We start from the raw sequence: 24404 nt of genomic DNA, 5'->3' as shown, positions 1-24404 counted from the left end.
GGGGTCCGGCCCAGGTCTGCTCCTGCGCGTAGGCCCCAGAAGCCCGCCCCTCCGGCCCTTCGGGCGCGGCGGGCCAGGACGAACCAGGCGGTGGCGGCACATTTCCCATCGTGCGCCGAGACTACTATCCGGCCGTGTATTGCCAGTGTTAAGGCCACGCCGTTATCGCCTGGTCACAGTATGAACAGGGGATGGCCGAACGCCGCCGCCGCGAGGAATGAGGGACGCCCCCGGCTGGTTGGAAACGGTGGTACGTGCGGGTGACACCGCAGACCAACCATCCCGCCCCGCTGACCTACGATTGAGCACATGTCCTCCACAGCAACCACCGAGCAGGTGCAGAAAGCCCTCGCCACGGTGCAAGACCCGGAGATCCACCGTCCCATCACCGACCTCGGCATGGTCAAGAGCATCGACATCGCCGACGACGGTGCCGTGAGCGTCGGGATCTACCTCACGGTGGCCGGCTGCCCCATGAAGGGCCGCATCGAGAAGGACGTGACCGCGGCGGTGACCAAGGTCGCCGGCGTCACCTCCGTCCGCGTCGAGCTCGACGTGATGAGCGACGAGCAGCGCAAGGAACTCCAGACCAAGCTCCGCGGCGGCCAGGCGGAGAAGGAGATCCCCTTCGCCAAGCCCAACTCCCTGACCAAGGTCTTCGCCGTCGCCTCCGGCAAGGGCGGGGTCGGCAAGTCGTCCGTCACCGTCAACCTCGCCGCGGCGCTCGCCGCCCAGGGCCACAAGGTCGGCGTCGTCGACGCCGACATCTACGGCCACTCGGTGCCGCGCATGCTCGGCGCGTCGGACTTCCCGACCAAGGTCGAGGACATGATCCTGCCGCCCACCGCGCACGGCATCAAGGTCATCTCCGTGGGCATGTTCACCCAGGGCAACCAGCCCGTGGTGTGGCGCGGCCCGATGCTGCACCGCGCCCTCCAGCAGTTCCTGGCGGACGTGTTCTGGGGCGACCTGGACGTCCTGCTGATGGACCTGCCCCCGGGCACGGGCGACATCGCGATCTCGACCGCGCAGCTGCTGCCGAGCGCCGAGCTGCTCATCGTGACCACGCCGCAGATGGCCGCCGCCGAGGTGGCGGAGCGCGCGGGCGCGATCACCGCGCAGACGCACCAGCGCATCGCGGGCGTCATCGAGAACATGTCGTACTTCGTGCCGCCGGGCGGCGGGGAGCCCCTGCACCTGTTCGGCGAGGGCGGCGGCCAGACGGTCGCCGACGCGCTGACCAAGACGCTGGGGACCACCATCCCGCTGCTGGGCCAGGTCCCGCTGGACACCCGTCTGCGCGAGGGCGGCGACGAGGGCACCCCCCTCGTCCTGGGCGACCCGGACACCGAGGCGAGCAAGGTCATCTCCGGCATCGCCGAGTCCCTGGTCGGCAAGCCGCGCGGCCTGGCGGGGATGCAGCTGGGCATCTCCCCGGCCGGACGCTGACACCCTCCCGGGCCGCCCGCGGCGCCGGGAGGAGGAACGGCGAAGGCCCCCGGGCGACCGGGGGCCTTCGCGTGTCCGGGGCGGGCACGTCCGGGCCGCTCCGGGCCTCAGTCGTCGGTCGAGCCGAGGACGATCGTGGTGCTCTCGCGCTCGCCGTCGCGCTCGTACTCGACGGCGGCCTCGTCGCCGGGGGCGCGGCTGCGCAGCATCGCGAGCAGGTCCTCGCCCGAGCCGACCGGACGGGAGTCGAGGGAGACGATCACGTCACCGGGCTCCAGCCCCGCCTCGTCGGCCGGACCGCCCGGCTCCACCGCATCCGCCCCCTCGGCGATGACCGCGCCCGCGAGGGGGCTGCCCTCGTCGATGTCGGCGCCGATGTCCGCGTACGTGGTCTCGCCGTCCTCCATGAGGCGGTTGACCACGCGCTCCGCCTCCACCGAGGGGATCGCGAAGCCGAGGCCGATGTTGCCGCTGGTCTCCCCCATGGCGCCCATGGTCGCGATCATCGAGTTGACCCCGATGACGCGGCCCTGCGTGTCCACCAGCGGCCCCCCGGAGTTGCCCGGGTTGATGGCGGCGTCGGTCTGGAGGGCGTAGAAGCGCCCGCCGCTCTCGCCCTGGCCCGAGCTGACCGGCCGGTTGACGGCGCTGATGATGCCCTGGGTGACGGTGCCGTTCAGGCCGAGGGGGGCGCCGATCGCGATCACCTCGTCCCCGACGATGACCTCCTCGGAGTCCCCGAACTGGAGCGGTTCGACGTCGTGGGGGTCCGCGATCGACAGGACCGCGAGGTCCGAGCTGGGGTCGGCGCCGACCACGGTGGCGTCCGAGAGGGTGCCGTCGCTGTACTCGATGACGATGCCGTCCGCCTCCAGCCCGCTGGAGACGTGGTCGTTGGTGACGACGTAGTCGCCGTCGATGACGAACCCGGAGCCGCCTCCCGGGACGCGCGCGTCGGCGCTGATGAGCGAGACCACGCTCGGGCTGACCCGCTGCGCCACCCCGGCGATGGTGTCGGGGTCGCGCTGGGGCGCCTCGGGCGGGGGCTCGTTCATGACGGGGCCGTCGTCCTCCGGTGCGGTGTCGGAGGCCGCGGAGCCGTTGAGGAGCCCGCCCGCCACACCGCCCGCGCCGCCCGCGATGAGCGCGACCACGAGCATGCCGGACAGGGCCATCCACGCCGGGACGCCGCGTCCGCGCGGTCGGGGCGCGGCGGGCGGCGCGATCCCGTAGGCCGCCTGCGCGGACTGCGGCGCGTGCGGTCCGGAGGGGCCGGGCGCGTCCGCGGGGGCGTACGGACCGGGTCTGCCCATCTGCCCGGCGGCGTCGGGGTCCGCCCGGTGGAAGGGGGCCGAGTAGCCGGTGGGATGGTCGGGGCCCGTCGGGCCGTGGGGCGCGGGAGGCCCCTGGGGGGTCGCGTGGCCCGGGCCTCCGGGGGCGCCCGGCCCGTGGCCGGACACGCCCGGAGGCCCGGCTCTCCCCGCGGGGTTCTGGGGGTCGGCGGGGCCGCCCGGGACCGGCTGGTGACCGGTCCGGTCCGCGGGGTTCGAGGAGGCGCCGGGCTGTCCGCCCTGCCCGGGAGGGGTGTGGTTCATGGGATCTCCACTGCGGGGAGAGGCGGATGGGGACGGATCGGGGGCGGCACCCGGGCCGGCGGCGGTGACGGGGGCCGGGTCTTCGGGAACCGGGTGGCCGGGAGCGGCCCACCGGCGTTCCGCGGGTGTCCGGCCGGGCGTGGGCGCCGCCCCCCGCGGTCCGTCCCCGGGGGGCGGTGCGCCTTCCGGCGGGGCCGGCCGGGAGGGCCCTCCCCGGTGGTCCGAACGGCCGTTCTCCTCAGTCAAGACCTGCTCCGTGGGTCGCTCTGTCGCTTGGCTCGCGGTCGACACGCGACCCGGCGCGGGTCCCGCCGCACGGGCCCCCGGGCGGTGCGGACCGCCCGCCGCCCGGCGGGTCCGCCTCGACCGGAGGGCACCCCTAGAGGAACCCCAACCGGGACATGCCCCGATGCACTCTGGCCCAGAAGCCGGAACTCTCGGGTCCCGGCAGCGCGGTCACAGCGGACGAGGCGATCCCGGCGGGGGCGTCGGCCAGCACCGTGTAGACGAAGCCGCCCGCCTGCCACATGCTCTGGTACTGGCCCACGTCTCCGCCGAAGATCGTGTCGTGTTGTGTTGTGACGCCGCCTCCCCCCATATCGGTTCCGGCGTATCCGTCACGGAGTGAAGCGGCGTGTTTCGTGTCCAGCTTCCCACGCTGGATGAAAACCGACACCTGCGACAAACCATCCGAATAGATCGCGTGCACGACGCGGCGGCCGGCGTGCTCGGTGGAGCGCGCGTCGACCAGCCTGAGGTTCCAGTGGAGGTGCTCGGGGAGCGTCCACCCGTCCTCCCGCAGACCGGCGCGCTCGCCCCCGGTCAGGGCGTCGCCCCAGGGGGCGCCGCCGACGGCCCCCTCCGGCCAGTCGCCCTCCCCCGGTGCGAGGCCGGTCAGGCGGACGCCGAGCGCGGGCTCCCCCGACTCCTCGTAGACCGTGCTCCCGACGAGCAGCCCGGTCCCGGTGTCGACCCAGAACCGCCCGGCGACGGTGCCGTCGGCGCGTCCGGCCTCCACCACCCGGGCCTCCCGGCCGTCGAGGTCGGCGGTGCCCGCGTCGGTCACCTCGTAGGTGTCCTCCAGCATGTGCAGCAGGCGCTCGTCCAGCGCCTCCAGGGCCGAGGAGGCCCTCACCACGAACGCGGACTCCTCCTCCCCCACGGGAGCGAGCGCGAGGCCGTCGCCGGGCCGGTGCACCACGTGCACGTGGGACGGCGCCTCCCCCTCCGCGCCGGTCACCTCGCGCACCGCCGAGTAGGCCGTCTCCTTCCCCGCCACGGCGGCCCGGCGCAGGACGGGCATGCCGTCGTCGGACCCCTCGGCGGGGACCTGGTCCGCGTCCGGGCACGCGGCTCCGGTCAGCAGGACCACGCACAGCGCCAGGACGGCGACGAGCGCGGCCGGACCGGAGGTGGCGGAGGAGGGTGCTCCCGCGCTCACCGCGTCGTTTCGGTGGAGCCGTACCCGGGCGGGGTCTCGGTCCCCACGGGACGGGCCTCCGCCGGGCGGGAGTCCACGACGGGTATCTGACGGCTGGTCACCGCGTGCTCGACCGCGTAGTCGGACAGGCGGGGCTCCACCACGGGCGCGTCCTGCGCTTCTCCGCCCGCGACGAACGCGGTGCCCAGGAGCGCGGTGGCGACCGCGAAGCCGGCGACCGCGTAGCGCCCTCCCGGGAAGTCCGGGAGCAGGTGGGAGAAGCGGTCCCCGCCGCGGCGCCTGACGGGGCGGGCCGACCGCTCGGGGCGGACGGGTCCGCTGCGCCCCGTCCCGGCCGGCGCGGGCTCCGCCGCGGTCTCCACGGCCGGAGCGCCCCCTGCGGGGAAGCCGCCGAGGGGACGCGATGACCCCAGCGGCGGGCGGAGCCCGAAGCCCGCGCCCCCGGGCGGCGGATCGGAGGGGCCCCGGCCCCCCGGTCCGGGGTCGCGGGACAGGCTCGTGAGCCGCCCCATGAAGTCCAGGTCGGGCTCCGGCTCGCGCAGGCCGGTGAGGCGGCGCTTGAGTCGGCGCAGCATGTCGGCCTCGAACCGGCACGATTCGCACTTGGCCAGGTGGATGAGGGCGCTCTCGTGCTCGACGGGGCCCAGTTCGCCGTCCACGAGCGCGGAGAGCCGCTCTCCGAGGTGGTCCTTGCTCACTCCGCCTCCCCGTTGCTGACGTTGCCGCCGCTGCTCACCCCGTGCTGCTCGGCGGCCAGGGACCTCCGGTGCTCCAGGGCCCGCCGCAGCTGGGCGCGGCCCCGGTGGATACGGCTGCGGACGGTGCCGAGCTTGACGTCGAGCGTCGCCGCGATCTCCTCGTAGGAGAGCCCCTCGATGTCGCAGAGGACGACGGGGGCGCGGAACTCCGCGGGCAGCGCGTCCAGCGCGGACTGGATGTCGGCGTCGAAGTGCCGGTCGTCGTAGCGCTGGGCAGGGGAGGGCTCGCGCCCCTCCAGCCGCTCGTCCGCGTTGTCGGCCAGGCCCTCGAAGCGGATACGGGCCTTGCGGCGGGCCATGTCCAGGAACAGGTTGGTGGTGATGCGGTGCAGCCACCCCTCGAAGGTGCCGGGGGTGTAGTTGGCCAGCGAGCGGAACACCCTGATGAAGACCTCCTGCGTGAGGTCCTCCGCGTCGTGCTTGTTGCCGGTCAGCCGGTAGGCGAGCCGGTAGACGCGCGGCGAGTGGGTCCGGACGACCTCGTCCCAGCTCGGGGGTTCCCATGCCTCGAATTCCACGGCAGGGCCGGTCTCTGGCACCGCTGCTCCCTTCATCCCGTCGATTCGCCGACTGGCTGGTCGGGGGGAGTTTGCTTCGTGGCGATCAACGTACGTTCATCCCGATTCAACGCCGGGAGGCGTGGATTAAGTTCCCGCCGCCACGCTCGGAGTTCGCTCCGGATCAGGCTAGTCTTCTGCCAGGCGCCGGACCTGGTCGGACCATCATTCCACGGTGGGTGACGGCTTCCCGGTCGGGCCCACGACACGTAGGTGACCACAGCAGCGGGAGGCCGTCATCACCAGTCCGGAGGAGACAGCGGCCCGGCTCACCTGGGTCCGCACCGAGCAGGCCCGTTTCGAGCGGGACGCCATGGAGGACGAGCCGCTCGCCGACGCGTACGACGCGGGCCTGCGGTCGACGGCCCCGCCCGTGGACGCCGCCACGGGGGGCGCGCTGCGCTTCCTGGCCGCCTCCATCAGCGCCCGGTCCGTGGTCGAGATCGGCACGGGGTGCGGTTCCTCCGGGATCTGGCTGCTGCGCGGCATGACGCCGGACGGCATCCTCACCACGGTCGACACGAACGCCGAGTACCAGGAGTACGCGCGGTCCGCGTTCGCGAGGGCGGGGTTCGGCGCCGGACGGGCCAGGCTGATCCGCGGAGCCGCCCTGGACGTGCTGCCGAGGCTGACGGACGGCGGCTACGACCTGGTCCTCGTGGACGCCGACACCGTCTCCTACCCCCTGTACCTGGAGGAGGCGCGGCGCCTGCTGCGTCCGGGCGGGATGGTGGTGTTCAACGGCGCCATGGCGGGTTCCTCCGAGCCGGACGGACCGCTGCGCATGCCGGACCCGAGGGAGACCGCCGTCCGGGAGGTGATCGGCCGGCTGCGCGCGGAGGAGGCGTCCATCCCGCTGTTCATGCCCGTGGGCGAGGGGCTGCTGGCCGCCATCCTGTAGCCGCGGGACGAACGGTGGGGGAGGGGGAGCCCCCTCCCCCACCGTGGTCCGGCCGCCGTCCGGCCCCGCTCAGCGGCCGGCGAGCCAGCGCAGGAGGGTGCGGGTCGTGAACGCCGTGCCGCCCTTGCTGAGCAGTCCGCTCTCCTTCATGGACCTTCCGGGCCCCGCGATGTCCAGGTGCGCCCACGGGACGTCCCCGGCGAACTCGCGCAGGAACAGGGCGGCGTCGGTGGCGCCCGCGGGGCCGAAGTCGCGTCCGCGGGTGCCGATGTTGGCCAGGTCCGCCACCCGCGACTTCGTGGTCGGCACGTACTCCTCCGTGAGCGGCATCCGCCACAGGGGTTCGCCGGACTCGCGTCCGGCCTCCTCCAGCTGGGCGGCGAGCTCCTCGTCGTTGCTGTACAGCGCGCCCGTGCCGGTGCCGAGGGCCACCTTGGCGGCGCCGGTCAGCGTCGCGACGTCCACCAGGACGTCCGGGGCCAGCTCGCCGACCGCGTAGCCCATGGCGTCGGCGAGGACCAGGCGGCCCTCGGCGTCGGAGTTGAGCACCTCGACGGTCGTCCCGGTGTAGGTGGTGAGCACGTCGCCGATCCGGGTGGAGTCGCCGGAGAAGGCGTTCTCCGCCAGGGCCAGCAGGCCCGTCACGCGGACCGGGGCGCCCACGGCCGACAGGGCCGACAGCACCGCGAGGACGATCGCGGAGCCGCTCATGTCGGTCTTCATCAGCGACATGTTGTCGTTGGGCTTGAGGGAGAGCCCGCCGGTGTCGAACGTGATGCCCTTGCCGACCAGGACGACGTGCGCGGAGGGGTTCTCGGGCGTGTAGGAGAGCTGGACCAGGCGCGGCGGGCGCGAGGAGCCCTGCCCCACGCCGAGGATCGCCCCGAACCCCTCGTTCTCCAGGTCCTTCTCGTCCCACACCCGCACCTGGAGGCCCTTGTCCGCGGCCACGTCGCGTGCGCGCGCCGCCATCCACTCGGGGTCCTTGGTCAGGGAGGGGGTGTTGATGAGGTCGCGGGCCAGGGCGGTGGCCGCGGCCAGGGCCGTGCCCCGCTCCAGAGCGCCGGCCAGGGAGCCGTCGCCGCCGTCCCCGGCGGCGACCTCGACCGAGGCCGCCGGGCGCCGGTCGTCCGGGACCTCCGAGGTCTTGAGGCTGAAGGTGTAGGAGGCCAGGAGCACGCCCTCGGCGAAGGCGGTGGCGGCCTCCGCGCCGGAGCCGGGCCAGGCGAGGGCCACGCGCTCGATCCCGCGGGCGGCCCGGGCCAGGGCCGCGCCGGCCTTCCGGAGGTCGTCGGGCGAACCCGTTCCGACCCCCAGAAGCGCCAGGCGGACCAGGCCCTGGTCCCGGGGCACCGGGAAGTGGGCCAGCTCTCCGGGTTTCCCGGTGAGCGAGTAGTGCGCGAACAGATCGGTGAGCGATGCCGGTAGGACCTGTGTCAGGCCGCTCTCGGCGACCCCCTCGACCGCCTCGGGTCCGCTGTCTCCCGGAATCAGGGGGAGGACCAGCAGGTCCGCGGTGGAATCGACGAGCTTCCCCGGTACGGGGTGGATCTCCGTGGCGAAAGGCACAGGCCGCTCACAATCGTTCACTTGGGAGGTGTACAACCTCGGGGGTCGTCAGGGCTTTCCGGCCCGGGGTGGGGGACGGTTCACTGCCGAACTAGCCGACGACACCCTTGAGCGCGTCCCGGAGCTCGGACGCCTCGTCTGGAGTCAGCTCGACAACCAGGCGTCCGCCGCCCTCCAGCGGGACCCGCATGATGATGCCGCGACCCTCCTTGGTGACCTCCATCGGCCCGTCGCTGGTCCTCGGCTTCATCGCCGCCATGCCATTCCCCTTTCTAGTGTTCCTCGCGGGTGACCGGGGCCGACCCACAGCACCGGCGCCGATCCGCGTGACCGGTCTCGGCTCCGGAGCCGCATGCCGGTTCCGGGTGACTCATGCCCGTGTGGCTTAAGGGGCGTGAATCACTCTTCGACCATTATCTCGGAGGTTCACCCCTCCGTGTGCGCCAGGCGACAGCGGGGCCGCCGCCGCGAGCACACGCCCACGAGGAATCTTCGGTCAGTAAGGTTATATCGGTCCTGACCGAAACTCGGGGAGTATCCGGGGCGCGGAGAGCTCCGCGGCCCCGGGCCGACCGTGCGGACGCGGCCCCTCGGGACGCCCCGACCTGGGGCCGGTCCCGCGCCGGGTCAGCCGAGGTCGCCCGTCGAGATCATCCGGGTCCCCTCCCGGGTGATGGAGGACCACTCCGCCCTCAGCCCGCCGCCGTCGGACGCCGACCACACGGTCAGCTCGGCCTCGTCGACGCACCGGTCCTCGGGGTCGGCCGTCTCGGTGTAGGCGTAGACGCGGCGGTCGTTGTCTCCGGCCGACAGGACCAGGGTCCCCGAGCAGGAGAAGGTCGTCCAGGCGGTGCTGCCGCGCTCGGCGCCCTCCTCGATCCGGACCTCCGCGTGCCAGTCGGCCACGTGCTCGCCGTCGGTGTCCACCTGGCTCATCTCGCCGGACCACGCGCCGACGAAGGCCTCGGCGGGAACGGTCGGACCGCTCTCCTCCTCGCCGGGCTCCGCGAGCACGGCCCACGCCGCGGCCCCGCCGCCGACGAGCAGGACGGCCGCCGCGGCCGCGGCCAGGAGGGCGATCTGGCGGCGGCGCTTCCCGCTGTGCCGGGTCGACCTGGGCGGCGGCCACAGGGACAGCTGTTGCACGGGGTGGGCCGGGGTCACCGAGGAGGCGGGCGCGTCGCGCCTGTCCCCGGCTCCCGACTCGAGTTCGGCTGCTGTGTCCATCCTCGCCATCCTCAACAACGCTGCACCCGCTCCGGCGGAACGGGGGTATCGGGTACAGCGACCGAGAATAGAGCACGCCAACCCGCCGGATCCGCCACAGAACGGCGCCGCGGCTGTGATGCACGGCATAGCGGGCGCCGGATCGGCAGGTCGGGCCGGGTGGAAGCGCACCGCGATTCCGCGGCCGACGCCGCCCCCGGACCGGGCGGACCGGGCGCCCCGGCCCCGCCGCCGGGTCCGGTCAGCGCTGGTTCCCGCCGACCGCGGCGTCGTCCGCGGCTTCCTCCGCGGCGTCGTCCACGGCGACCTCCGTGGCCTCGTCCGCGGACTCGCCCCGGGTGCCGTCCCCGGGATCCGCGGGCTCCCGCCCGGCGTCCCCGCCGGGACCGCCGTGCGCGTCCGCCCCCTCGGGACCGGTCCCCGCCACCGCGCCGGGCGCGTAGGCGTCCCCGGGCAGGTGCGACCCCGGGAGCGGTCCGGTCCCCTCCGGGACGTAGGAGGGGTCGAGCCGCGACAGCCGCCACTCCAGGTCCTCGATCCGCTCCTCCCTCTCGCGCAGGGTGGTGGTGAGCCGCAGCAGCAGCTCGTCCACGGCGCGGACGTGGTAGCCCCACAGGGCGAGGGGGAGCATCACGCGACCGAGGTCGCGCGCCCTGACGGCGCGGTCGTCCGGCAGGGGGAGCGGGGGGTAGTCGGCCTCGAACCGGGCGAGCTGACCGCCCTTGCCGAGCACGACGTAGACCACGCCGACGAGCACGGCCAGCGCGGCCGCGGCAACCAGGATCATGATGAGAACAGGCACGGACCCGATCGTGCCACACACCGGCGCCCGTGGGGAGGCCGGCGGGAGGCGGCCGGGCGGGGCGGCTCCGCGCGGGCCGCGCCCCGGGGGCCCGACCGCCTCCCGCCCCGGAAGGGGCGGCGCCGGGCGCGTGTGGCCGGTCCTTACTGCTCGGGCCCCGCCTCCGACCGCGCGAGCTCCTCCTGCTCCCGGGCGATGTGCAGGTGGGACTTGCGGATGATGTCGACGACCTCCAGGGGGTCGTCGACGATCTGGACCAGCTCCATGTCCTGCGGCTTGATCAGCTCGTTCTCCAGGAGGCTGGTGCGGACCCACTCCTCCAGCCCGCCCCAGAAGTCGCGGCCGACCAGGATCACCGGGAACCGGGTGACCTTCTTCGTCTGCACGAGGGTGGCCGCCTCGAACAGCTCGTCGAGGGTGCCGAAGCCCCCGGGCAGCACCACGAAGGCCTGCGAGTACTTCACGAACATCGTCTTGCGGACGAAGAAGTACCGGAAGGTCATCCCCATGTCGATGTAGGAGTTGAGGGACTGCTCGAAGGGCAGCTCGATGCCGAGCCCCACCGAGAGCCCGCCCGCCTCCTGGGCGCCCTTGTTCGCGGCCTCCATCATGCCGGGGCCGCCGCCGGTGATCGTGGCGTAGCCCGCCTCAGCGAGCCTGGCGCCCACCTCGACGCCCAGGTCGTAGTAGCGGGTCCCGGGCTTGATCCTGGCCGAGCCGAACACGCTCACCGCCGAGGGCAGTTCGGACAGGAGCCCGAAGCCCTCCACGAACTCCGACTGGATGCGCAGGACCCGCCACGGGTCGGTGTGCACCCAGTCCGAGGGGCCTCGCCGGTCGAGGAGTCGCTGGTCGGTGGTGGTGCTGGGAATCGAGCTGCCCCGGTAGGTGAGGGGGCCTGCCCGCCTTACGTTCTCGTCTTCGGTCATGTCGTAAAGCTATCCGCGTGGGAACGGCTCACACCTGAACCACACGTGACCCGGTGATGGCCACGAGCGGCAGGTTCGCCCCCGGGCCTCCGTCGCGGCCGGTCACGCCGCCCCCGGGCGGCCGGGCCGGGCCCGCGGTGCTCAGCGGGCCCCGGTCAGCCAGGCGACCATGCGCTCCTCGGCCTCGCGGATCCTCGCGATCTCCGCGTACTCGTCCTTCGTGTGCGCGAGCACGGGGTCGCCGGGGCCGTAGTTGACGGCGGGCACCCCCAGCTCCGAGAAGCGCGAGACGTCGGTCCACCCGAGCTTGGCGCGGGCCTCCCCCTCCCCCACCGAGGCGACGAACGCCGCCGCCGAGGGGTCGTCCAGCCCCGGGCGCGCGGGCGCCGCCGCGTCCACCACGCGCACCTCGAAGCCGTCGAACACCTCGCGCAGGTGGGCCTCCGCGTCCGCGACGGACAGGTCCGGGGCGAACCGGTAGTTGACCTTCACCACGCACTCGTCGGGGATGACGTTGCCGGCGACCCCGCCCTCGATGAACACGGCGTTGAGGCCCTCGTGGAAGCGCAGCCCCTCCACCTCGGGCTCGCGGGGGGTGTAGGCGCGCAGGACGTCGAGGACGGCCCCGGCGCCGTGGATCGCGTTCTCGCCCATCCACGACCGGGCGCTGTGCGCGCGCCTGCCCCGGGCCACGACCTCCACCCGCATGGTCCCCTGGCAGCCGCCCTCGATCACCCCGTCCGTGGGCTCCATCAGGATCGCGAAGTCCCCGGCCAGCCACTCCGGGTGGTTGCGGGTGAGCCGGAGGAGGCCGTTGCGGGACGCGTCGACCTCCTCGTTGTCGTAGAAGACGTAGGTGACGTCGTGCACGGGTTCGGCCACCAGGGCGGCCAGCTTGAGCTGGACGGCGACCCCGGCCTTCATGTCGGTGGCGCCGCACCCGTAGAGGCGCCCGTCCTCGACGCGGGAGGGGACGTTGTCCACGATCGGGACGGTGTCGATGTGCCCGGCGACGACCACGCGGCGCGGGCGGCCCAGTCCGGTGCGGGCGACCACGGCGTCGCCGTCGCGGGTGACCGCGAGGTGCGGGAGGGCCTTCAGCGCCCCTTCGACCGCGTCGGCGAGGTTCGCCTCGTCGCCGCTCTCGGAGCGGATGTCCACGAGTGCGGCGGTCAGGTCCGCCACGTCAGAGGTCAGGTCCAGCATGGTGTCGCCCCGTTTCCGAGCTGTGTTCTGCCGTCGTGCCGCGGGCCCGGCCGTGTTCGCGCACCCCGGCGGGTGCGCGGGCGGGGCGCGCGTACGGCCACCCTAGATCGTGTTCCGCGGGCACTCGCCCTGCCGCGCGTCGCCCCGGCACGCCCCTCGCGGCGTTCCCCTCCGTCGACAGGACCCGCCCCGACCCCTTCTCCGGCCTTGCGGTGAACGCACCGGATGCGCCGCTCGCGACGGACGGCGTCCACGGAACACACCCCGGGCGTACCGGCCGGGGAAGGGCGCGGCACACGGGCGGCGGGAGGTCCGCCGGACGCGGCGGCGGACCGGCGGGGACAGCGGCGCGGCCGCGCCCCTCCCCCGCCGGACGTCCCCCACCGGGACCTCCGGGCGTGTTCCGGAGCCGGACCGCGGGCCCGGTCCCGGAACCCGCCTCGGGGCGGCGCACGGAACGCGCGAGGGGCGCCCCCCGCCTTCGGGGGGCGCCCCTGCCGGACGCGGCCGGCGTGCCGCCGGGCGTGCGGCCCGGCGGACGCGTGTCAGGCGTTGACGCCGTGCTCCCGCAGGAGGTCGTTCAGGGCGAGCTTGTCGTGCTCCTCGCCCTCCTGCAGGCGCTTGAGCACCAGCAGGACCGGCATGCCGAAGTCGCCGCCCGGGAAGCTCTTGGTGCGGTTCGCGGTCACGCACACCGACCAGACCGGGGCCTCGCCGCGCTCCAGCTCCTCGCCGGTCTCGGCGTCGAACACGCGCGTGGAGGAGGTCAGGATGGTGCCCGCGCCGAGCTTGGCGCCGGTGCGCACGCGGGCGCCCTCGACGACCATGCTGCGGGAGCCGAGGAACGCGTCGTCCTCGATGACGACCGGGGAGGCCTGCGGGGGCTCCAGGACGCCGCCGACGCCGACGCCGCCGGACAGGTGGACGTTCCGGCCCACCTGGGCGCAGGAGCCGACCGTGGCCCAGGTGTCGACCATGGTGCCGGAGCCGACGTAGGCGCCGATGTTGGTGAAGGACGGCATGAGGACGACGCCGGGGGCGAGGTAGGAGCCCCAGCGGGCGATCGCCCCGGCGACGACGCGGACGCCGTCGAAGCGGGTCTTCAGGGGCATGCGGTCGTGGTGGCGGAAGTCGCCGACCTGCGACTCCTTCATGTCCAGGACCTTGAAGCCGAGGAGGATGGAACGCTTGGCGCGCTCGTCGACCACGACCTCGTCGGTCGCGGGGTCGACGAAGGCGACACGGGCCTTGCCCTCGTCGATCAGGTCGATGGCGCCGGTGATGGTCTCGCGCGCCTCGGCGTGGGAGGGCGTGAGTTCGGAGCGCTTCTCCCAGAGTTCGTCGATCCGGTCGGGCAGCGGGCTGGAGTACGAGCTGGTCATGTGCACACACGTTAGTGGTTCGCGAAAGGTGCGGGGGTACCCCCCGCCCGTGTGTGCCGACCGCCTCCGGGGATCCGCCCCTCCGCGCCGCCCGGCGCGGACTACAATGCGGCCTGGGCTCGCTGCGGGCCCCGCGCGGCACGGGTGACGTTCCTCTCCGTGTGGTGCACCCCACCTGCTCCCGACCCTTGGTTCGCCTGTGCCCAGTAAGCGCCGGAGGCTCTCCGCCTTCGTCAAGATCCTGTTGTCCCTCTTCCTCGTGTGCGGCCTCCTCGTCGCGGGCGCGTACTACGTGCTGACCACGTTCGAGCCGGTCGAGACCGCGGTCGAGGCCCCCGATCCGGGCTGCCGTCTGCAGCTGTCCGACGGCAAGTACGAGATGGAGATCGCCCAGGCGGTGAGCGCGACCACGGTGGGCGGGGTGGCGTTCAGCCGCGACCTGCCGCCCGAGGCCGTGACCGTGGCGTTCGCGACCGTGTGGCAGGAGACGGCGTTCTACAACCTGGAGTACGGCGACCGGGACTCCCTCGGCCTGTTCCAGCAGCGGCCGTCCCAGGAGTGGGGCGAGCCGGAGGAGATCCTCGACCCGGTTTTCGCCACCCGCGCGTTCTACGACGAGCTGGTGGAGGTGAACAACTGGTCGGAGATCCCGGTGTTCGAGGCCGCCCAGGCGGTCCAGCGCAGCGCGGACGGCTACGCCTACGACCAGCACGAGGCCCTGTCGGCGCGGATGGCCGAGGTGACCACCGGAGAGCTCGGTCCGAGCCTGACCTGCTGGTACGACGCCGAGGCCCTGGACGCCCTGCGGGCGGGCGACGCGGACGCGGCGGGCGCCCAGGAGGAGATGGCGCGTGTCTTCGGCGTGGACCCGGCGGAGCTCCCCCTGAACGCGGACGAGGCGATGAGGACCGGCGACCTCGGCTGGGCCATGGCCCTGTGGGCGGTCGCGCACGCCGAGGAGTACGGGCTGACCTCGGTCGCCTACAACGACCGGCTGTGGCGTGCGTCGGACGGCCTGGACGGCGCCGAGGCGTGGACGGCGGCCGGGGAGGACACCCGGGGGCGCGTGGTCCTGGGCTGACCGCCGCGCGGTGACGTGCGAGGGCCCCGGCGCGCGTCGCGCCGGGGCCCTGTGCGTCCGCGGCGGCGCCGGGGACCGGCCCGGCGGCCGTTCCCCGGGGCCGTCCCGCTACTCCGCCAGCCGCTCGACGGCGGCCCCGACGCGCTCGTCGGTGGCGGTGAACGCCACCCGCACGTGTCCCGCCCCCGCGGCGCCGTAGAAGTCGCCGGGGGCGACCAGGACGCCGCGCTCCGCCAGGTGCGCGACCGCGCCCCAGGCGTCGTGGCGGGGGTGGCTCGCCCAGAGGTACAGTCCGGCGTCGGAGTGCTCGATCCGCCAGCCCGCCCCCTCCAGGGCCGCGCGGAGCCGGGTCCGGCGGGCCCGGTACCGCTCCTTCTGCTCGGCGGCGTGGGCGTCGTCGTCCAAGGCCGCCCGCATCGCCGCCTGGACGGGTGCGGGGACGATCATCCCGGCGTGCTTGCGCACCGCCAGCAGCTCTCCGACCAGGGCGGGGTCCCCGGCGACGAAGGCCGCCCGGTAGCCGGCCAGGTTGGAGCGCTTGGAGAGCGAGTGCACCGCGAGCAGGTTGTCGTGCGACCCGCCCGACACGTCCGGGTGCAGGATCGACACCGGTTCGGCGCCGTCCCAGCCGAGGTCCAGGTAGCACTCGTCGGAGGCCACCACGGCCCCGCGCTCGCGGGCCCATTCCACGACCTTGCGCAGGTGCGGGACGCCCAGGACGCGCCCGGTCGGGTTGCTGGGCGAGTTGACCCACACCAGCCCCGCCGGGGCCGGGCCCAGCGCCGTCAGGCCGTCGGAGGCGACCGGGGTCGCACCGGCGATCCGGGCGCCGACGTCGTAGGTCGGGTAGGCCAGCGCGGGGTGCACGACCGTGTCGCCCGCACCGAGGCCGAGGAGGGTCGGCAGCCACGCGACGAGCTCCTTCGAGCCGACGGTGGGCAGCACCGCGCCCTCGGCGACGTCCACGCCGTGGCGGCGCGACAGCCAGCCGCGGATGGAGGCCCGCAGCTCGGGCGTTCCCCAGGTCAGCGGGTATCCGGGCGAGTCCGAGGCTTCGGACAGGGCCTTGCGGAGGGACGCCGGGACCGGGTCGACCGGCGTGCCGACGGACAGGTCCACGATCCCGCCGGGATGCGCCGCGGCCGTGCGCTTGTACGGCGCCAGCCGGTCCCACGGGAAGGTCGGGAGCCGGTCCGCCACGGGTCGCCGCTCGGCCATCGGTGCACACTCCATCCATCGGTTTCGGTTCGCACAGCAATCGCGCCGACCCTCCGGAGGGGGTCGGCGCGACACGTCACCGCGCGGGTGACCCACGCCCGCGCACCCTCTGCGCCAGGGGGGTGCGGTGGCGGCTCGGCCCCTGTCGGGCCGGAACGCGGACTGCGCGGCTACTCGGCCTGCGGGGGCAGCTTCGCGACGAGCGGGTGGTCCCGGTCGATCTTGCCGACCTTCGACGCGCCGCCCGGGGACCCCAGGTCGTCGAAGAAGTCGACGTTGGCCTTGTAGAAGTCGGACCACTGCTCGGGCAGGTCGTCCTCGTAGTAGATGGCCTCGACCGGGCAGACCGGCTCGCACGCACCGCAGTCGACGCACTCGTCCGGGTGGATGTAGAGCATGCGGTCGCCCTCGTAGATGCAGTCCACGGGGCACTCGTCAATGCACGCCTTGTCCAGCACATCAACACAGGGCTGCGCGATGACGTAGGTCACGTCGTACTCCTTGTCTCACCCCCGCTTTCCACGGGGGAGGCGGGGACCTTGAGAACCCCGGACCGGGTTCGGCGTGCGGGCGCCTAGGCCCTGCTCCCGGGCTCTGCAAGCAAATGGCACAGATGTCGTCCTCCTAGTATGGCGGCGAAGAACAACCGGCGCACAATCGGGGGGCTCGTTCGATGCACATGGGAGGACGTCTCGTCCACCGGATAACCCCGGAGGACGTGGGCCGCCGGGTCTCCGTACGCACGGTCCTCGCCGGGGGCGGGTTCACCGACGTCGTCGGGGTCGTGGAGTCCTGGGAAGGCGGCGTCATCACCGTGCGCCGGCGCGACGGGTCCGCGGTGGAGGTCGAGGAGTCGGCCGTCGCCGCCAGCCGCGTCGTTCCGCCGGTGCCCCCGCGCCGCCGCGGCGGCCCGCCCCCGGATACGGCCTGAGCCCCGCGGCGGGCGCCGCCCGGCCCGCCGGGCGCGGCGTCCACACCGCGCCTGGACACAGGCATTCTTCGCCCCGTGCGGGGTAGGAGACGCACAGTCCCGGAGCGGGCCCCGGCCCGACCCCCCGGGGACAGACGAACGAAGCAACGCGCCCCCCTGCGGAACACCGCGCGGACGGGCGCGGGTACGCGGGGAGGTGGTGAGCGCCCGTCATGCGCGAAGCAGTAGCGTCCGCCCTCGCCGAGCTGGGCCGACGGGACGAGCGGGCCGCCGACACGGCCCGGACGGCGTTGGACGTCCTGGCGCCGGACCAGGAGATCGAGAGGCTCAACCAGCACGCCGTCCAGCGGTTCTGCTGGTTCGAGCTCCCGGTCCGCTTCCAGGACTCCGCCGACGAGCAGCTGTTCGCCGTGCGCTCCCTCGGCAGCCTCTTCTCCCTCCTCCAGCTCTACCGGTACGCGCAGATCTGCTCGGCGCAGGAGACCGCCTCCCTGATCGCCGTCTACTCCGAGGACCACGCGGCGGGGCTGGCCATGTACGAGCGGCTCATGTGGGAGTCCGGGGTCGAGCCCCCGGACCTTCCCGAGCTCACGTGGGGCACCGCGGTCGGCGACGCCGAGATCCGCGCCCGCGACGAGACCTCGGCCGCCCTGGAGCTGGCCATCTCCCTCGGCGACGTCAGGCCGGGCAAGCGCGGGTGGCGTCCGGCCCAGGAGCAGTTCGCCCGCTCCTTCCTGACCCGGCCGGGCCGTCGGGGCCTGAGCCACCTGGACCTGGTGCGGGAGGAGCGGGTCCGCGCGTGGCTCAGCTCGTCGGCGCACCCGCACCGGCAGCGGCTGTGGCCGCTCGTCGGGCAGATCATCGCCGGCGCGGACGTGCCGCGCGCGGCGGACCGGTCGATGGCGCCGCTGCAACGGCTGCTGGACCTCGCCGCCGACGGCATCGCCCTCACCCAGATCGGCTACATCTCGCCGGGCGTGGTCCGCCAGATGTGCGCGGACTTCGGTTGGCGGACCACCCCGGAACCCCCGCGCAGCGAGACGGACGCGACCCAGCTGATCGCCCTGCACCAGGCGCTGCGGGGCATGCGCGCCGTGCGCCGGTCCGGGCGCAGGCTCGTCCTGACCCGGCGCGGCCGGCAGCTGCGCGAGGACCCCGAGGCGCTGTGGCGGGCCTCCACCGAGACCCTGTGCCGCACCGGCGGACTGGAACAGGCGGCGGCGGAGACGCTCCTGGGCATGCTGCTGTCCCGCTCCCCGCAGGGCGGCGGTTCGCACGAGCGCCGGCGGGAGTCGGACGTGGAGGCGGCCGAGAGGACGCTGACCGAGTCGGGCTGGGTGCCGCCGGAGCCGCCGCTCGCGTCGGGTCGGCACGCCGCCTCGCACCGCAGGACCGCCGAGGCCGCGTCGGACCGGGTGCGGGCGCTGGTGATGGCGGTGTGCTGGCTGCTGGAGACCCTCGGCCTGCTCGGCGAGGACGACGGCGCCGGGCACCGGGAGCTGACGGCGCCCGGCCGCGCCTTCGCGGTCGCGTGCCTGCACCAGTCGGCGGTGGCCCCCCGGGCGGTCGTGTAGGCCCCCGTGCCGCCCCGCCCCTGGACCGCACCCGCTGCGAACGGGTCCCGCCCAGGGCCTAATCTGGAGCGCGACCCACCCGCGACCAGCAGGAGCACCATGCCCACGCCCGAACCGCCCCAGAAGGCGGAGACGACCGACGTGCCCGGACCCGACCGGGGCGCGGACGAGGCACCCGGCGTCGACCCGTGGGACAGGATGCCCGAGGGCGCCCTCAACCGCCCCGACCTGGGCGGGGACGACGACGAACCCGCGTCCTCCGGAGAGGGGGGCCCAGGGGCGCCCGGGCCCGGCGGGGACTCCGCTGACGTGGAGGGCCCCTCCGGGGGCGACGGCGCGCCCGCGGACGGTGCCCCGGTCCCGAGCCGCGTCGACTTCCTGCCCAGCCCGGTGTTCGTCCTGCTGCTGGGGCTCACGGGGTTCGCCGGCTGGCTCTCCTGGCGCGCGGTCGAACTCGACTGGGCCGCCGAGGGCGCGAGCGTCACCCCGCTGATCCCGCCCCTGCTCATCCTGCTCGGGTGGATCGTCTCCTCGGCCGTCCACGAGTTCGCGCACGCGCTCGCGGCGTACCTGGCCGGGGACCGCTCGCTGCGCGGGAGCGCCTACCTGAGGCTCAACCCGTTCGCCTACCCGCAGGCCTTCGCCGGGCTCGTGCTGCCCTCGCTCTACCTGGGCCTGGGGGCCTTCGGCATGACCGGGCCGCCCTCCTACGTCGACTGGGACCGCATCCCGTCCCGGGGCCGCCGCGCCGCGGTGGCGCTCGCCGGCCCGCTGGCCAGCCTCCTGCTGTCCGCGGTCCTCGCCGCCGTCGTGACCGTCCTGGTCCCCCCCGGCAACGACACCACCAACTGGGCGATCGCCGCGATGGCGCTGCTGTCCTTCGCGAACCTGACCGCCGCCCTCGTCAACCTGCTGCCCGTCCCGGGCCTGGACGGCTTCGAGGTGCTGGCCGCGGCGGCGCACCGCGCACCGTGGGTCCCCGCCGCCCGCCGCAACGCCCTGTTCGGCTCCGTGGCCGTGTTCGCCGTCCTGTGGTTCCCCGGGGTCAGGGAGGCCCTGGTGAACCTGGTGTACGGCCTGTTCGACCTGGTCCTGCCCAACCCGGTGTTCCCCGGGATCGCCTTCTACGGAGAGCTCCTCCTGCAGTTCTGGGCCTGATCCCGTATACGGGGAGAGGACCCCGGGGCGATCCCCGGGGTCCTCTCCCCGTATACGGCCCGACGCCGGGGTCAGGCCCCGTCCGGCGGGTGCGCGCCCGACGGGGACCGCTCCTGCGGCCGGGCGCCGCCCGGAGGGGCCGGGGGCAGGAAGATCCCGCTGCGGACCACGGAGATCGCCAGGACCAGCATCGTCCCGAACAGGTACGCGTTGTGCATGAGGTGGTTCCTGAGGACGGCGTCGCCACCGGGAAGGTAGCTGACCAGGGCGATCAGCACCGCCAGGAACCCCACCGCGAAGGCCACCGCCCCGGACGGGCCCCGGGTCCCCCACGCGCACAGGCGGCCCGCCCCGTACAGGAGCGCCAGGAAGGCCACCAGCCCCGCCACCGACAGCACCGTCGCGGGCCGGCCCGCGTCCCAGTAGCGGGTGAGCCAGCCGGCGCCGGTCGTGGACAGCAGGCCCAGGAGGGCGCCGAGCAGCAGCAGGACCGCGAAGGTGGCCGCGGTCAGCAGCGGCGACAGGGACGTCCGGGGCGGTCTCCGCTCTCCGGCCCCGGTGGACTCAGGTGTGCTCACAGCAGACGAGGGTAGACGGTCGCCCGGACCGCCCGGGATCACAGCCCGGAGAACAGGTCCGTCTCGTACTCCCCCGGACGGACGCGCGGCGCCGGTCCCAGCAGCAGCGTGAAGTACTCGACGGCGTCGATCTCCTGCGCGATGCCGTTCGACAGGGCGAACCGCTCGCCGTCCACGGTGATCTGCGTGGCGTGCGCCCGCATCGCCATCGCCTTCGCCGCCCAGTGCGCCCCCGCGTCGACGCGCGTGGTCACCAGCTCGTCCGGGGTGCCGCGCGCGATGTCGGACACCTGCGCGGGCGGCGTGAACGGGCCCGCCTCCTCGTTGAGCCGCGCGATCGACGCCTCGATCACGGACACCGGCTGGGCGATCGCGTAGAGCTTGCCGACCTGCCAGGGCGTGCCCGCCATGGAGCGCTCACCGGCCCGGGCGCACGCGCGCCGGGTGATCCGGTGCGCCTGGACGTGGTCCGGGTGCCCGTAGCCGCCGTACTCGTCGTAGCTGACCAGTACGTGCGGCCTGACCTCGCGGATGATCTCCGCGAGCATCGTCGCGGCGGCCTCCGGGTCGGCCCCGGCGAACGCCTTCGGGTGGTCGTTCGCGGAACCGCCCGCCATGCCCGAGTCCCTGTAGCGGCCGGCGCCGCCGAGGAACCGGTGGTCGCGCACGCCCAGGGCGACGCAGGCCTTCTCCAGCTCGCCGACCCGGTGGCCGCCCAGGGTGTCGTCGCGGTCGGCGGCCAGGTGCGCGAGGTCGTCGGGGATGACCTCGCCCTCCTCGCCGAGGGTGCAGGTCACCAGGGTGACGCCGACCCCCTCGGCCGCGTACTTCGCCAGCGTCGCACCCGTGACGATGCTCTCGTCGTCGGGGTGCGCGTGCACCATCATCAGTCGCCTGTCAGTCACATAGCGAACGATACCGGTCGCATCGCGACATGCCGGGACCTTCACCCGCCCGTGTCCGACCGGGGCCAGGGCCCCCGGTGCGAGCGAGCGGGCGGGGGCGGGGCCGGGCCGCGGTTCCCGCGGCACGAGGGGGCCGGGGCGCGGCACGCGCGGGTCGCCCCGCGGCCTCCCGGGGCGCGAGGGGGCGGGTGCGGCCCCCGGGCGCTCCGGCGCGGACCTCCGCGCGCCGTGGCCGGCGGGGAGGGGACACTCCCTCGTTCGGGCGCGGCATGGGACACAATCCCCCTATGAGTTTTCCTCGCCAACAGGCCCGTACCCAACGCTTCACGATCGGTGTTCCGCGCGCGTTCCAGATCTCGCCGGACGGACAACGCGTCGCCTTCCTCCGGGGGCGCGACGGAGTAGACACGGGCACGTGCCTGTGGGTGCACGAGACGGAGGCCGGGACCGAGTCGGTGGTCGCCGACCCCAAGGCCCTGGGCGCCGACGACGAGAACCTCCCCCCGGAGGAGCGGGCGCGCCGTGAGCGCCTCCGTGAGAGCGGCGGCGGCATCGTGGCCTACTCGGTGGACGACGCCTTCACGAGGGCGGTCTTCACCCTGTCCGGACGGCTGTTCTACGTCGACCTGGTCGGCGACGGGGGCGCGCCCCGCGAGCTGCCCGCGGCCACCCCGGTCGTGGACCCGCGGATCAGTCCGGCGGGCGACCGCGTCGCCTACGTCAGCGGCGGGGCCGTGCACGTCATCGACGTCGCCGCGGCCGAGTCCGACCACGGCGACAGGGTGGTCGCCGAGCCCGACGGCGACCACGTCACCTGGGGACTGGCCGAGCTGGTCGCCGCCGAGGAGATGGGCCGCTACCGGGGCTTCTGGTGGGCCCCGGACGGTTCCTCGCTGGCCGTGGCCCGCGTGGACGAGTCCGCGGTGAACACCTGGTACGTCTCCGACCCCGGCCGCCCCGGCCAGGAGCCGACGGCGCTGCGCTACCCGCCGGCGGGGGGCGTCAACGCGGACGTGCGCCTGGCCGTGTTCCCGGTCGGTTCGGCGGGGGCGTACCGGCGGGACGGCCGCCCCTCCCCCACATGGGTGGAGTGGGACCGGGAGGCCTTCCCCTACCTGTCGACGGTCGGCTGGACCACCGGCCCCGACGGCACCCCCACCGTCGTCCTCACCGCGCAGGACCGCGGCCAGCGCTCGCTCACCCTCCTCAGCGCCGACCCGGCCACCGGCCTGGTCGCCGAGGTGCGCACCGACACCGACGGCGTGTGGGTCGAGCTGATGCCGGGCGTGCCCGCCCACACGGCCTCCGGGGACCTGGTGTGGATCGCCCGCGGCCCGGAGGGGCCCGACGGGCCCGGTGAGCGGCGCGTGTACGTCGGCGGCACGCCCGTCAGCCCCGCCGACGTGTACGTGCGCGGGGTCGTCGACGTGGACGGCGACCGCGTCCTCTACACGGGCTCGCCCGCGGGGAGTCCCGGCGACGTCTCCCTGTGGCTGGCGGACCCGGCCACCGGCCTGTCGGAGCCGGTGGAGGTCCCCGGGCACGGCTGCTCCCGGTCGGCCGACTCGGGGGCCCACAGCGGCCTGCGGTCCGGGCGGCTGCGCGGCGGCACCCTCGTCGTCCAGCACCGGTCGATGGACTTCGCCGGGGTGCGCACCGTGGTCGTGCGCAACGCCGGCACCGAGACGCGACGGGCGTACTCCGAGATCCCCAGCCTCGCGGAGGCGCCGGAGCTCCCCGAGCCGAGGGTGGAGTTCTGGCGCGCCGGCGAGCGGCGGATCCCGACCGCGCTCGTCCTGCCGTCCTGGTACCGCGAGGACCTCCGTCCGCTCCCGGTGCTGGTGGCCCCCTACGGGGGACCGCACGCCCAGCGGGTCCTCAACGCGCGCGGGGCCTACCTGACCGCCCAGTGGTACGCGGAGCAGGGCTTCGCGGTGCTCATCGCCGACGGCCGCGGCACCCCGGGGATCGGGGTGGAGTGGGAGCAGAGCATCCACCTCGACCTGGCGGCTCCGGTCCTGGACGACCAGGTGGCGGCCCTGCGGGACGCGGCGGCCCGCTTCCCCTTCCTGGACACCTCGCGCGTGGGCATCCACGGCTGGTCGTTCGGCGGGTTCCTCGCCGCGCTCGCGGTGCTGCGCCGCCCGGACGTGTTCCACGCGGCGGTGGCGGGCGCGCCGGTCATCGACTGGGCGCTGTACGACACCCACTACACCGAGCGCTACCTGGGCACCCCCCAGGAGCGGCCGGAGGCGTACGGGCGCAGCTCGCTCCTGGAGGAGGCGGCCAAGCTGGAGCGCCCGCTGATGATGATCCACGGCCTGGCGGACGACAACGTGGCGTTCGCGCACACCCAGAGGATGTCGTCGGCCCTGATGACGGCGGGCCGCCCGCACACGGTGCTGCCGCTGTCGGGGGTGACGCACTCCCCGTCCGACCCGACCGTCGCGGAGAACCTGATGCTGCTCCAGGTGGAGTTCCTCAAGGAGAGCCTCCGGGGCGAGTAGCGGACGGCCCGGGCCCCGGCACGCGCCCGGCCGGGGCCCGCCGTGCCCGGGCCGGGTGCGGCGCCGGTACCGCGCCTCCACCGCCTCCGTCCGGGACGCGGCGCCGGGTACGGGAGCCCGGTCCGGGGACACGGGTCCGGCCGCTCCAGGGGTCCCCGCGCCCCACCGGCCGCGGTTCCGGCCGGCCCGTTAGCCTGGTGGCATGCGTTCGTATGCGGTGCCGCTCGCCTTCGCGGCCGACCTGGTCTGTGTGCTCGCCTTCGTCGTGATCGGCAGGGTCGACCACGAGTCGGGGACCGCCCTCGCGGGCATCTGGGGCACGGCCTGGCCGTTCCTGGCCGGGACGGTCCTGGGATGGGCGGTCACCCTGGGCTGGAGGGCACCCGACCGGATCTGGCCGGTCGGCCTGTTCGTGTGGGCCGTGACGGTGGCGGGCGGTATGGCGCTGCGCCTGCTGACCGGTGAGGGCGCACCGATCAGCTTCGTCGTCGTCACGTCCCTGTTCCTGGCCGCGGCCATGCTCGGCTGGCGCGCGGCGGCCCTCCTCGTCGCCCGGAGCCGGCGGAACGGCCCTCGGAGCGGAGGCTGAGGGGCCGACGGCGACCCAGCCGAGGAGGCGCCGGGGGTTCGTAAGCT

At 74.4% G+C, this 24404-nt stretch carries 23 protein-coding genes; 8 read left to right on the top strand and 15 right to left on the bottom strand.

The window, feature by feature from the left end:
• The first annotated feature begins 309 nt into the window (after positions 1 to 309).
• Positions 310 to 1449 (top strand): Mrp/NBP35 family ATP-binding protein, encoded by a 1140-nt coding sequence (locus ACIRPH_RS14020; RefSeq protein WP_402913829.1) that lies wholly within the window; start codon positions 310 to 312, stop codon positions 1447 to 1449.
• 107 nt (positions 1450 to 1556) lie between these two features.
• On the opposite strand, the gene ACIRPH_RS14015 is transcribed toward ACIRPH_RS14020, so the two are convergent.
• The 4 genes from ACIRPH_RS14015 to sigE all read right to left on the bottom strand — a co-directional run bounded on the left by ACIRPH_RS14015 (position 1557) and on the right by sigE (position 5797).
• The gene (locus ACIRPH_RS14015; protein ID WP_402913826.1) at positions 1557 to 3044 is read right to left on the bottom strand and encodes a trypsin-like peptidase domain-containing protein; all 1488 of its coding nucleotides are present in this window, start codon (positions 3042 to 3044) and stop codon (positions 1557 to 1559) included.
• A gap of 379 nt (positions 3045 to 3423) precedes the next feature.
• On the bottom strand, positions 3424 to 4485 hold the full coding sequence (locus ACIRPH_RS14010) for a transcriptional regulator (RefSeq protein ID WP_402913824.1): 1062 nt from the start codon (positions 4483 to 4485) through the stop codon (positions 3424 to 3426).
• The gene (locus tag ACIRPH_RS14005) at positions 4482 to 5183 is read right to left on the bottom strand and encodes a zf-HC2 domain-containing protein (RefSeq protein ID WP_402913822.1); all 702 of its coding nucleotides are present in this window, start codon (positions 5181 to 5183) and stop codon (positions 4482 to 4484) included. Before ACIRPH_RS14005 ends, ACIRPH_RS14010 begins: the two co-directional genes overlap by 4 nt.
• Complete coding sequence (gene sigE / locus ACIRPH_RS14000; protein WP_330159666.1) at positions 5180 to 5797, bottom strand: RNA polymerase sigma factor SigE; 618 nt, start codon at positions 5795 to 5797, stop codon at positions 5180 to 5182. Before sigE ends, ACIRPH_RS14005 begins: the two co-directional genes overlap by 4 nt.
• Positions 5798 to 6113: 316 nt before the next feature.
• On the opposite strand from sigE, the gene ACIRPH_RS13995 reads away from it, so the two are divergent.
• Positions 6114 to 6701, top strand: a complete 588-nt coding sequence (locus ACIRPH_RS13995; RefSeq protein ID WP_402913817.1) for an O-methyltransferase — start codon at positions 6114 to 6116, stop codon at positions 6699 to 6701.
• A 69-nt stretch (positions 6702 to 6770) separates the two neighbouring features.
• Here the strand turns inward: ACIRPH_RS13995 and ACIRPH_RS13990 are convergent, their stop codons facing one another.
• The 7 genes from ACIRPH_RS13990 to ACIRPH_RS13960 all read right to left on the bottom strand — a co-directional run bounded on the left by ACIRPH_RS13990 (position 6771) and on the right by ACIRPH_RS13960 (position 13816).
• Positions 6771 to 8270, bottom strand: a complete 1500-nt coding sequence (locus ACIRPH_RS13990) for a leucyl aminopeptidase (RefSeq protein ID WP_402913814.1) — start codon at positions 8268 to 8270, stop codon at positions 6771 to 6773.
• A gap of 91 nt (positions 8271 to 8361) precedes the next feature.
• Positions 8362 to 8529, bottom strand: coding sequence for a DUF3117 domain-containing protein (locus ACIRPH_RS13985; RefSeq protein ID WP_267948190.1), 168 nt, complete (start codon positions 8527 to 8529; stop codon positions 8362 to 8364).
• 368 nt (positions 8530 to 8897) lie between these two features.
• The gene (locus ACIRPH_RS13980; RefSeq protein WP_402913811.1) at positions 8898 to 9497 is read right to left on the bottom strand and encodes a hypothetical protein; all 600 of its coding nucleotides are present in this window, start codon (positions 9495 to 9497) and stop codon (positions 8898 to 8900) included.
• A gap of 241 nt (positions 9498 to 9738) precedes the next feature.
• A complete protein-coding gene (locus tag ACIRPH_RS13975; RefSeq protein WP_402913808.1) occupies positions 9739 to 10299 on the bottom strand; it encodes a hypothetical protein in 561 nt (186 codons plus the stop codon).
• Between the two features lie 143 nt (positions 10300 to 10442).
• The gene (locus tag ACIRPH_RS13970) at positions 10443 to 11228 is read right to left on the bottom strand and encodes a TIGR00730 family Rossman fold protein (protein WP_402913805.1); all 786 of its coding nucleotides are present in this window, start codon (positions 11226 to 11228) and stop codon (positions 10443 to 10445) included.
• A gap of 141 nt (positions 11229 to 11369) precedes the next feature.
• Positions 11370 to 12434 (bottom strand): succinyl-diaminopimelate desuccinylase, encoded by a 1065-nt coding sequence (gene dapE, locus ACIRPH_RS13965; RefSeq protein ID WP_402913803.1) that lies wholly within the window; start codon positions 12432 to 12434, stop codon positions 11370 to 11372.
• A gap of 545 nt (positions 12435 to 12979) precedes the next feature.
• Complete coding sequence (locus ACIRPH_RS13960) at positions 12980 to 13816, bottom strand: 2,3,4,5-tetrahydropyridine-2,6-dicarboxylate N-succinyltransferase (RefSeq protein ID WP_402913800.1); 837 nt, start codon at positions 13814 to 13816, stop codon at positions 12980 to 12982.
• Positions 13817 to 14015: 199 nt separating this feature from the next.
• Here ACIRPH_RS13960 and ACIRPH_RS13955 point away from each other — a divergent pair, with 199 nt between their 5' ends.
• Entirely contained in the window at positions 14016 to 14897 is an 882-nt protein-coding gene (locus ACIRPH_RS13955; protein WP_402913797.1) for a hypothetical protein, read from the top strand.
• A gap of 108 nt (positions 14898 to 15005) precedes the next feature.
• On the opposite strand, the gene dapC is transcribed toward ACIRPH_RS13955, so the two are convergent.
• Positions 15006 to 16115: a succinyldiaminopimelate transaminase gene (gene dapC / locus ACIRPH_RS13950; protein WP_402913794.1), complete on the bottom strand. Its 1110-nt coding sequence runs from the start codon at positions 16113 to 16115 to the stop codon at positions 15006 to 15008.
• Positions 16116 to 16285: 170 nt separating this feature from the next.
• Positions 16286 to 16606 carry a ferredoxin gene (gene fdxA / locus ACIRPH_RS13945; protein WP_013154907.1) on the bottom strand — a complete coding sequence of 107 codons (321 nt, stop codon included), beginning with the start codon at positions 16604 to 16606 and terminating at the stop codon, positions 16286 to 16288.
• Between the two features lie 182 nt (positions 16607 to 16788).
• Between fdxA and ACIRPH_RS13940 the strand changes: the two genes are divergently transcribed.
• The 3 genes from ACIRPH_RS13940 to ACIRPH_RS13930 all read left to right on the top strand — a co-directional run bounded on the left by ACIRPH_RS13940 (position 16789) and on the right by ACIRPH_RS13930 (position 19778).
• A complete protein-coding gene (locus ACIRPH_RS13940; RefSeq protein WP_402913789.1) occupies positions 16789 to 17046 on the top strand; it encodes a hypothetical protein in 258 nt (85 codons plus the stop codon).
• A 212-nt stretch (positions 17047 to 17258) separates the two neighbouring features.
• Positions 17259 to 18620 carry a hypothetical protein gene (locus ACIRPH_RS13935; RefSeq protein ID WP_402913786.1) on the top strand — a complete coding sequence of 454 codons (1362 nt, stop codon included), beginning with the start codon at positions 17259 to 17261 and terminating at the stop codon, positions 18618 to 18620.
• 99 nt (positions 18621 to 18719) lie between these two features.
• Complete coding sequence (locus tag ACIRPH_RS13930) at positions 18720 to 19778, top strand: site-2 protease family protein (RefSeq protein WP_402913784.1); 1059 nt, start codon at positions 18720 to 18722, stop codon at positions 19776 to 19778.
• A 71-nt stretch (positions 19779 to 19849) separates the two neighbouring features.
• Here ACIRPH_RS13930 and ACIRPH_RS13925 read toward each other — a convergent pair whose 3' ends face one another.
• Together ACIRPH_RS13925 and mshB are read right to left on the bottom strand one after the other, a co-directional pair.
• A complete protein-coding gene (locus tag ACIRPH_RS13925; RefSeq protein WP_402913783.1) occupies positions 19850 to 20356 on the bottom strand; it encodes a hypothetical protein in 507 nt (168 codons plus the stop codon).
• 38 nt (positions 20357 to 20394) lie between these two features.
• On the bottom strand, positions 20395 to 21261 hold the full coding sequence (mshB, locus tag ACIRPH_RS13920; RefSeq protein WP_402913781.1) for an N-acetyl-1-D-myo-inositol-2-amino-2-deoxy-alpha-D-glucopyranoside deacetylase: 867 nt from the start codon (positions 21259 to 21261) through the stop codon (positions 20395 to 20397).
• 287 nt (positions 21262 to 21548) lie between these two features.
• Here mshB and ACIRPH_RS13915 point away from each other — a divergent pair, with 287 nt between their 5' ends.
• Both ACIRPH_RS13915 and ACIRPH_RS13910 read left to right on the top strand, forming a co-directional pair.
• A complete protein-coding gene (locus ACIRPH_RS13915; RefSeq protein ID WP_402913778.1) occupies positions 21549 to 23768 on the top strand; it encodes a prolyl oligopeptidase family serine peptidase in 2220 nt (739 codons plus the stop codon).
• A gap of 202 nt (positions 23769 to 23970) precedes the next feature.
• Positions 23971 to 24357, top strand: coding sequence for a DUF3054 domain-containing protein (locus ACIRPH_RS13910; RefSeq protein ID WP_402913776.1), 387 nt, complete (start codon positions 23971 to 23973; stop codon positions 24355 to 24357).
• The last annotated feature ends 47 nt before the right edge of the window (positions 24358 to 24404 follow it).

The organism is Nocardiopsis sp. NPDC101807 (assembly GCF_044766605.1).
In the GTDB taxonomy this organism is placed as follows: domain Bacteria; phylum Actinomycetota; class Actinomycetes; order Streptosporangiales; family Streptosporangiaceae; genus Nocardiopsis; species Nocardiopsis tropica.
The sequence above is the reverse complement of the archived record's forward strand: the minus strand, read 5'-3'. Positions and strand labels throughout refer to the sequence as shown.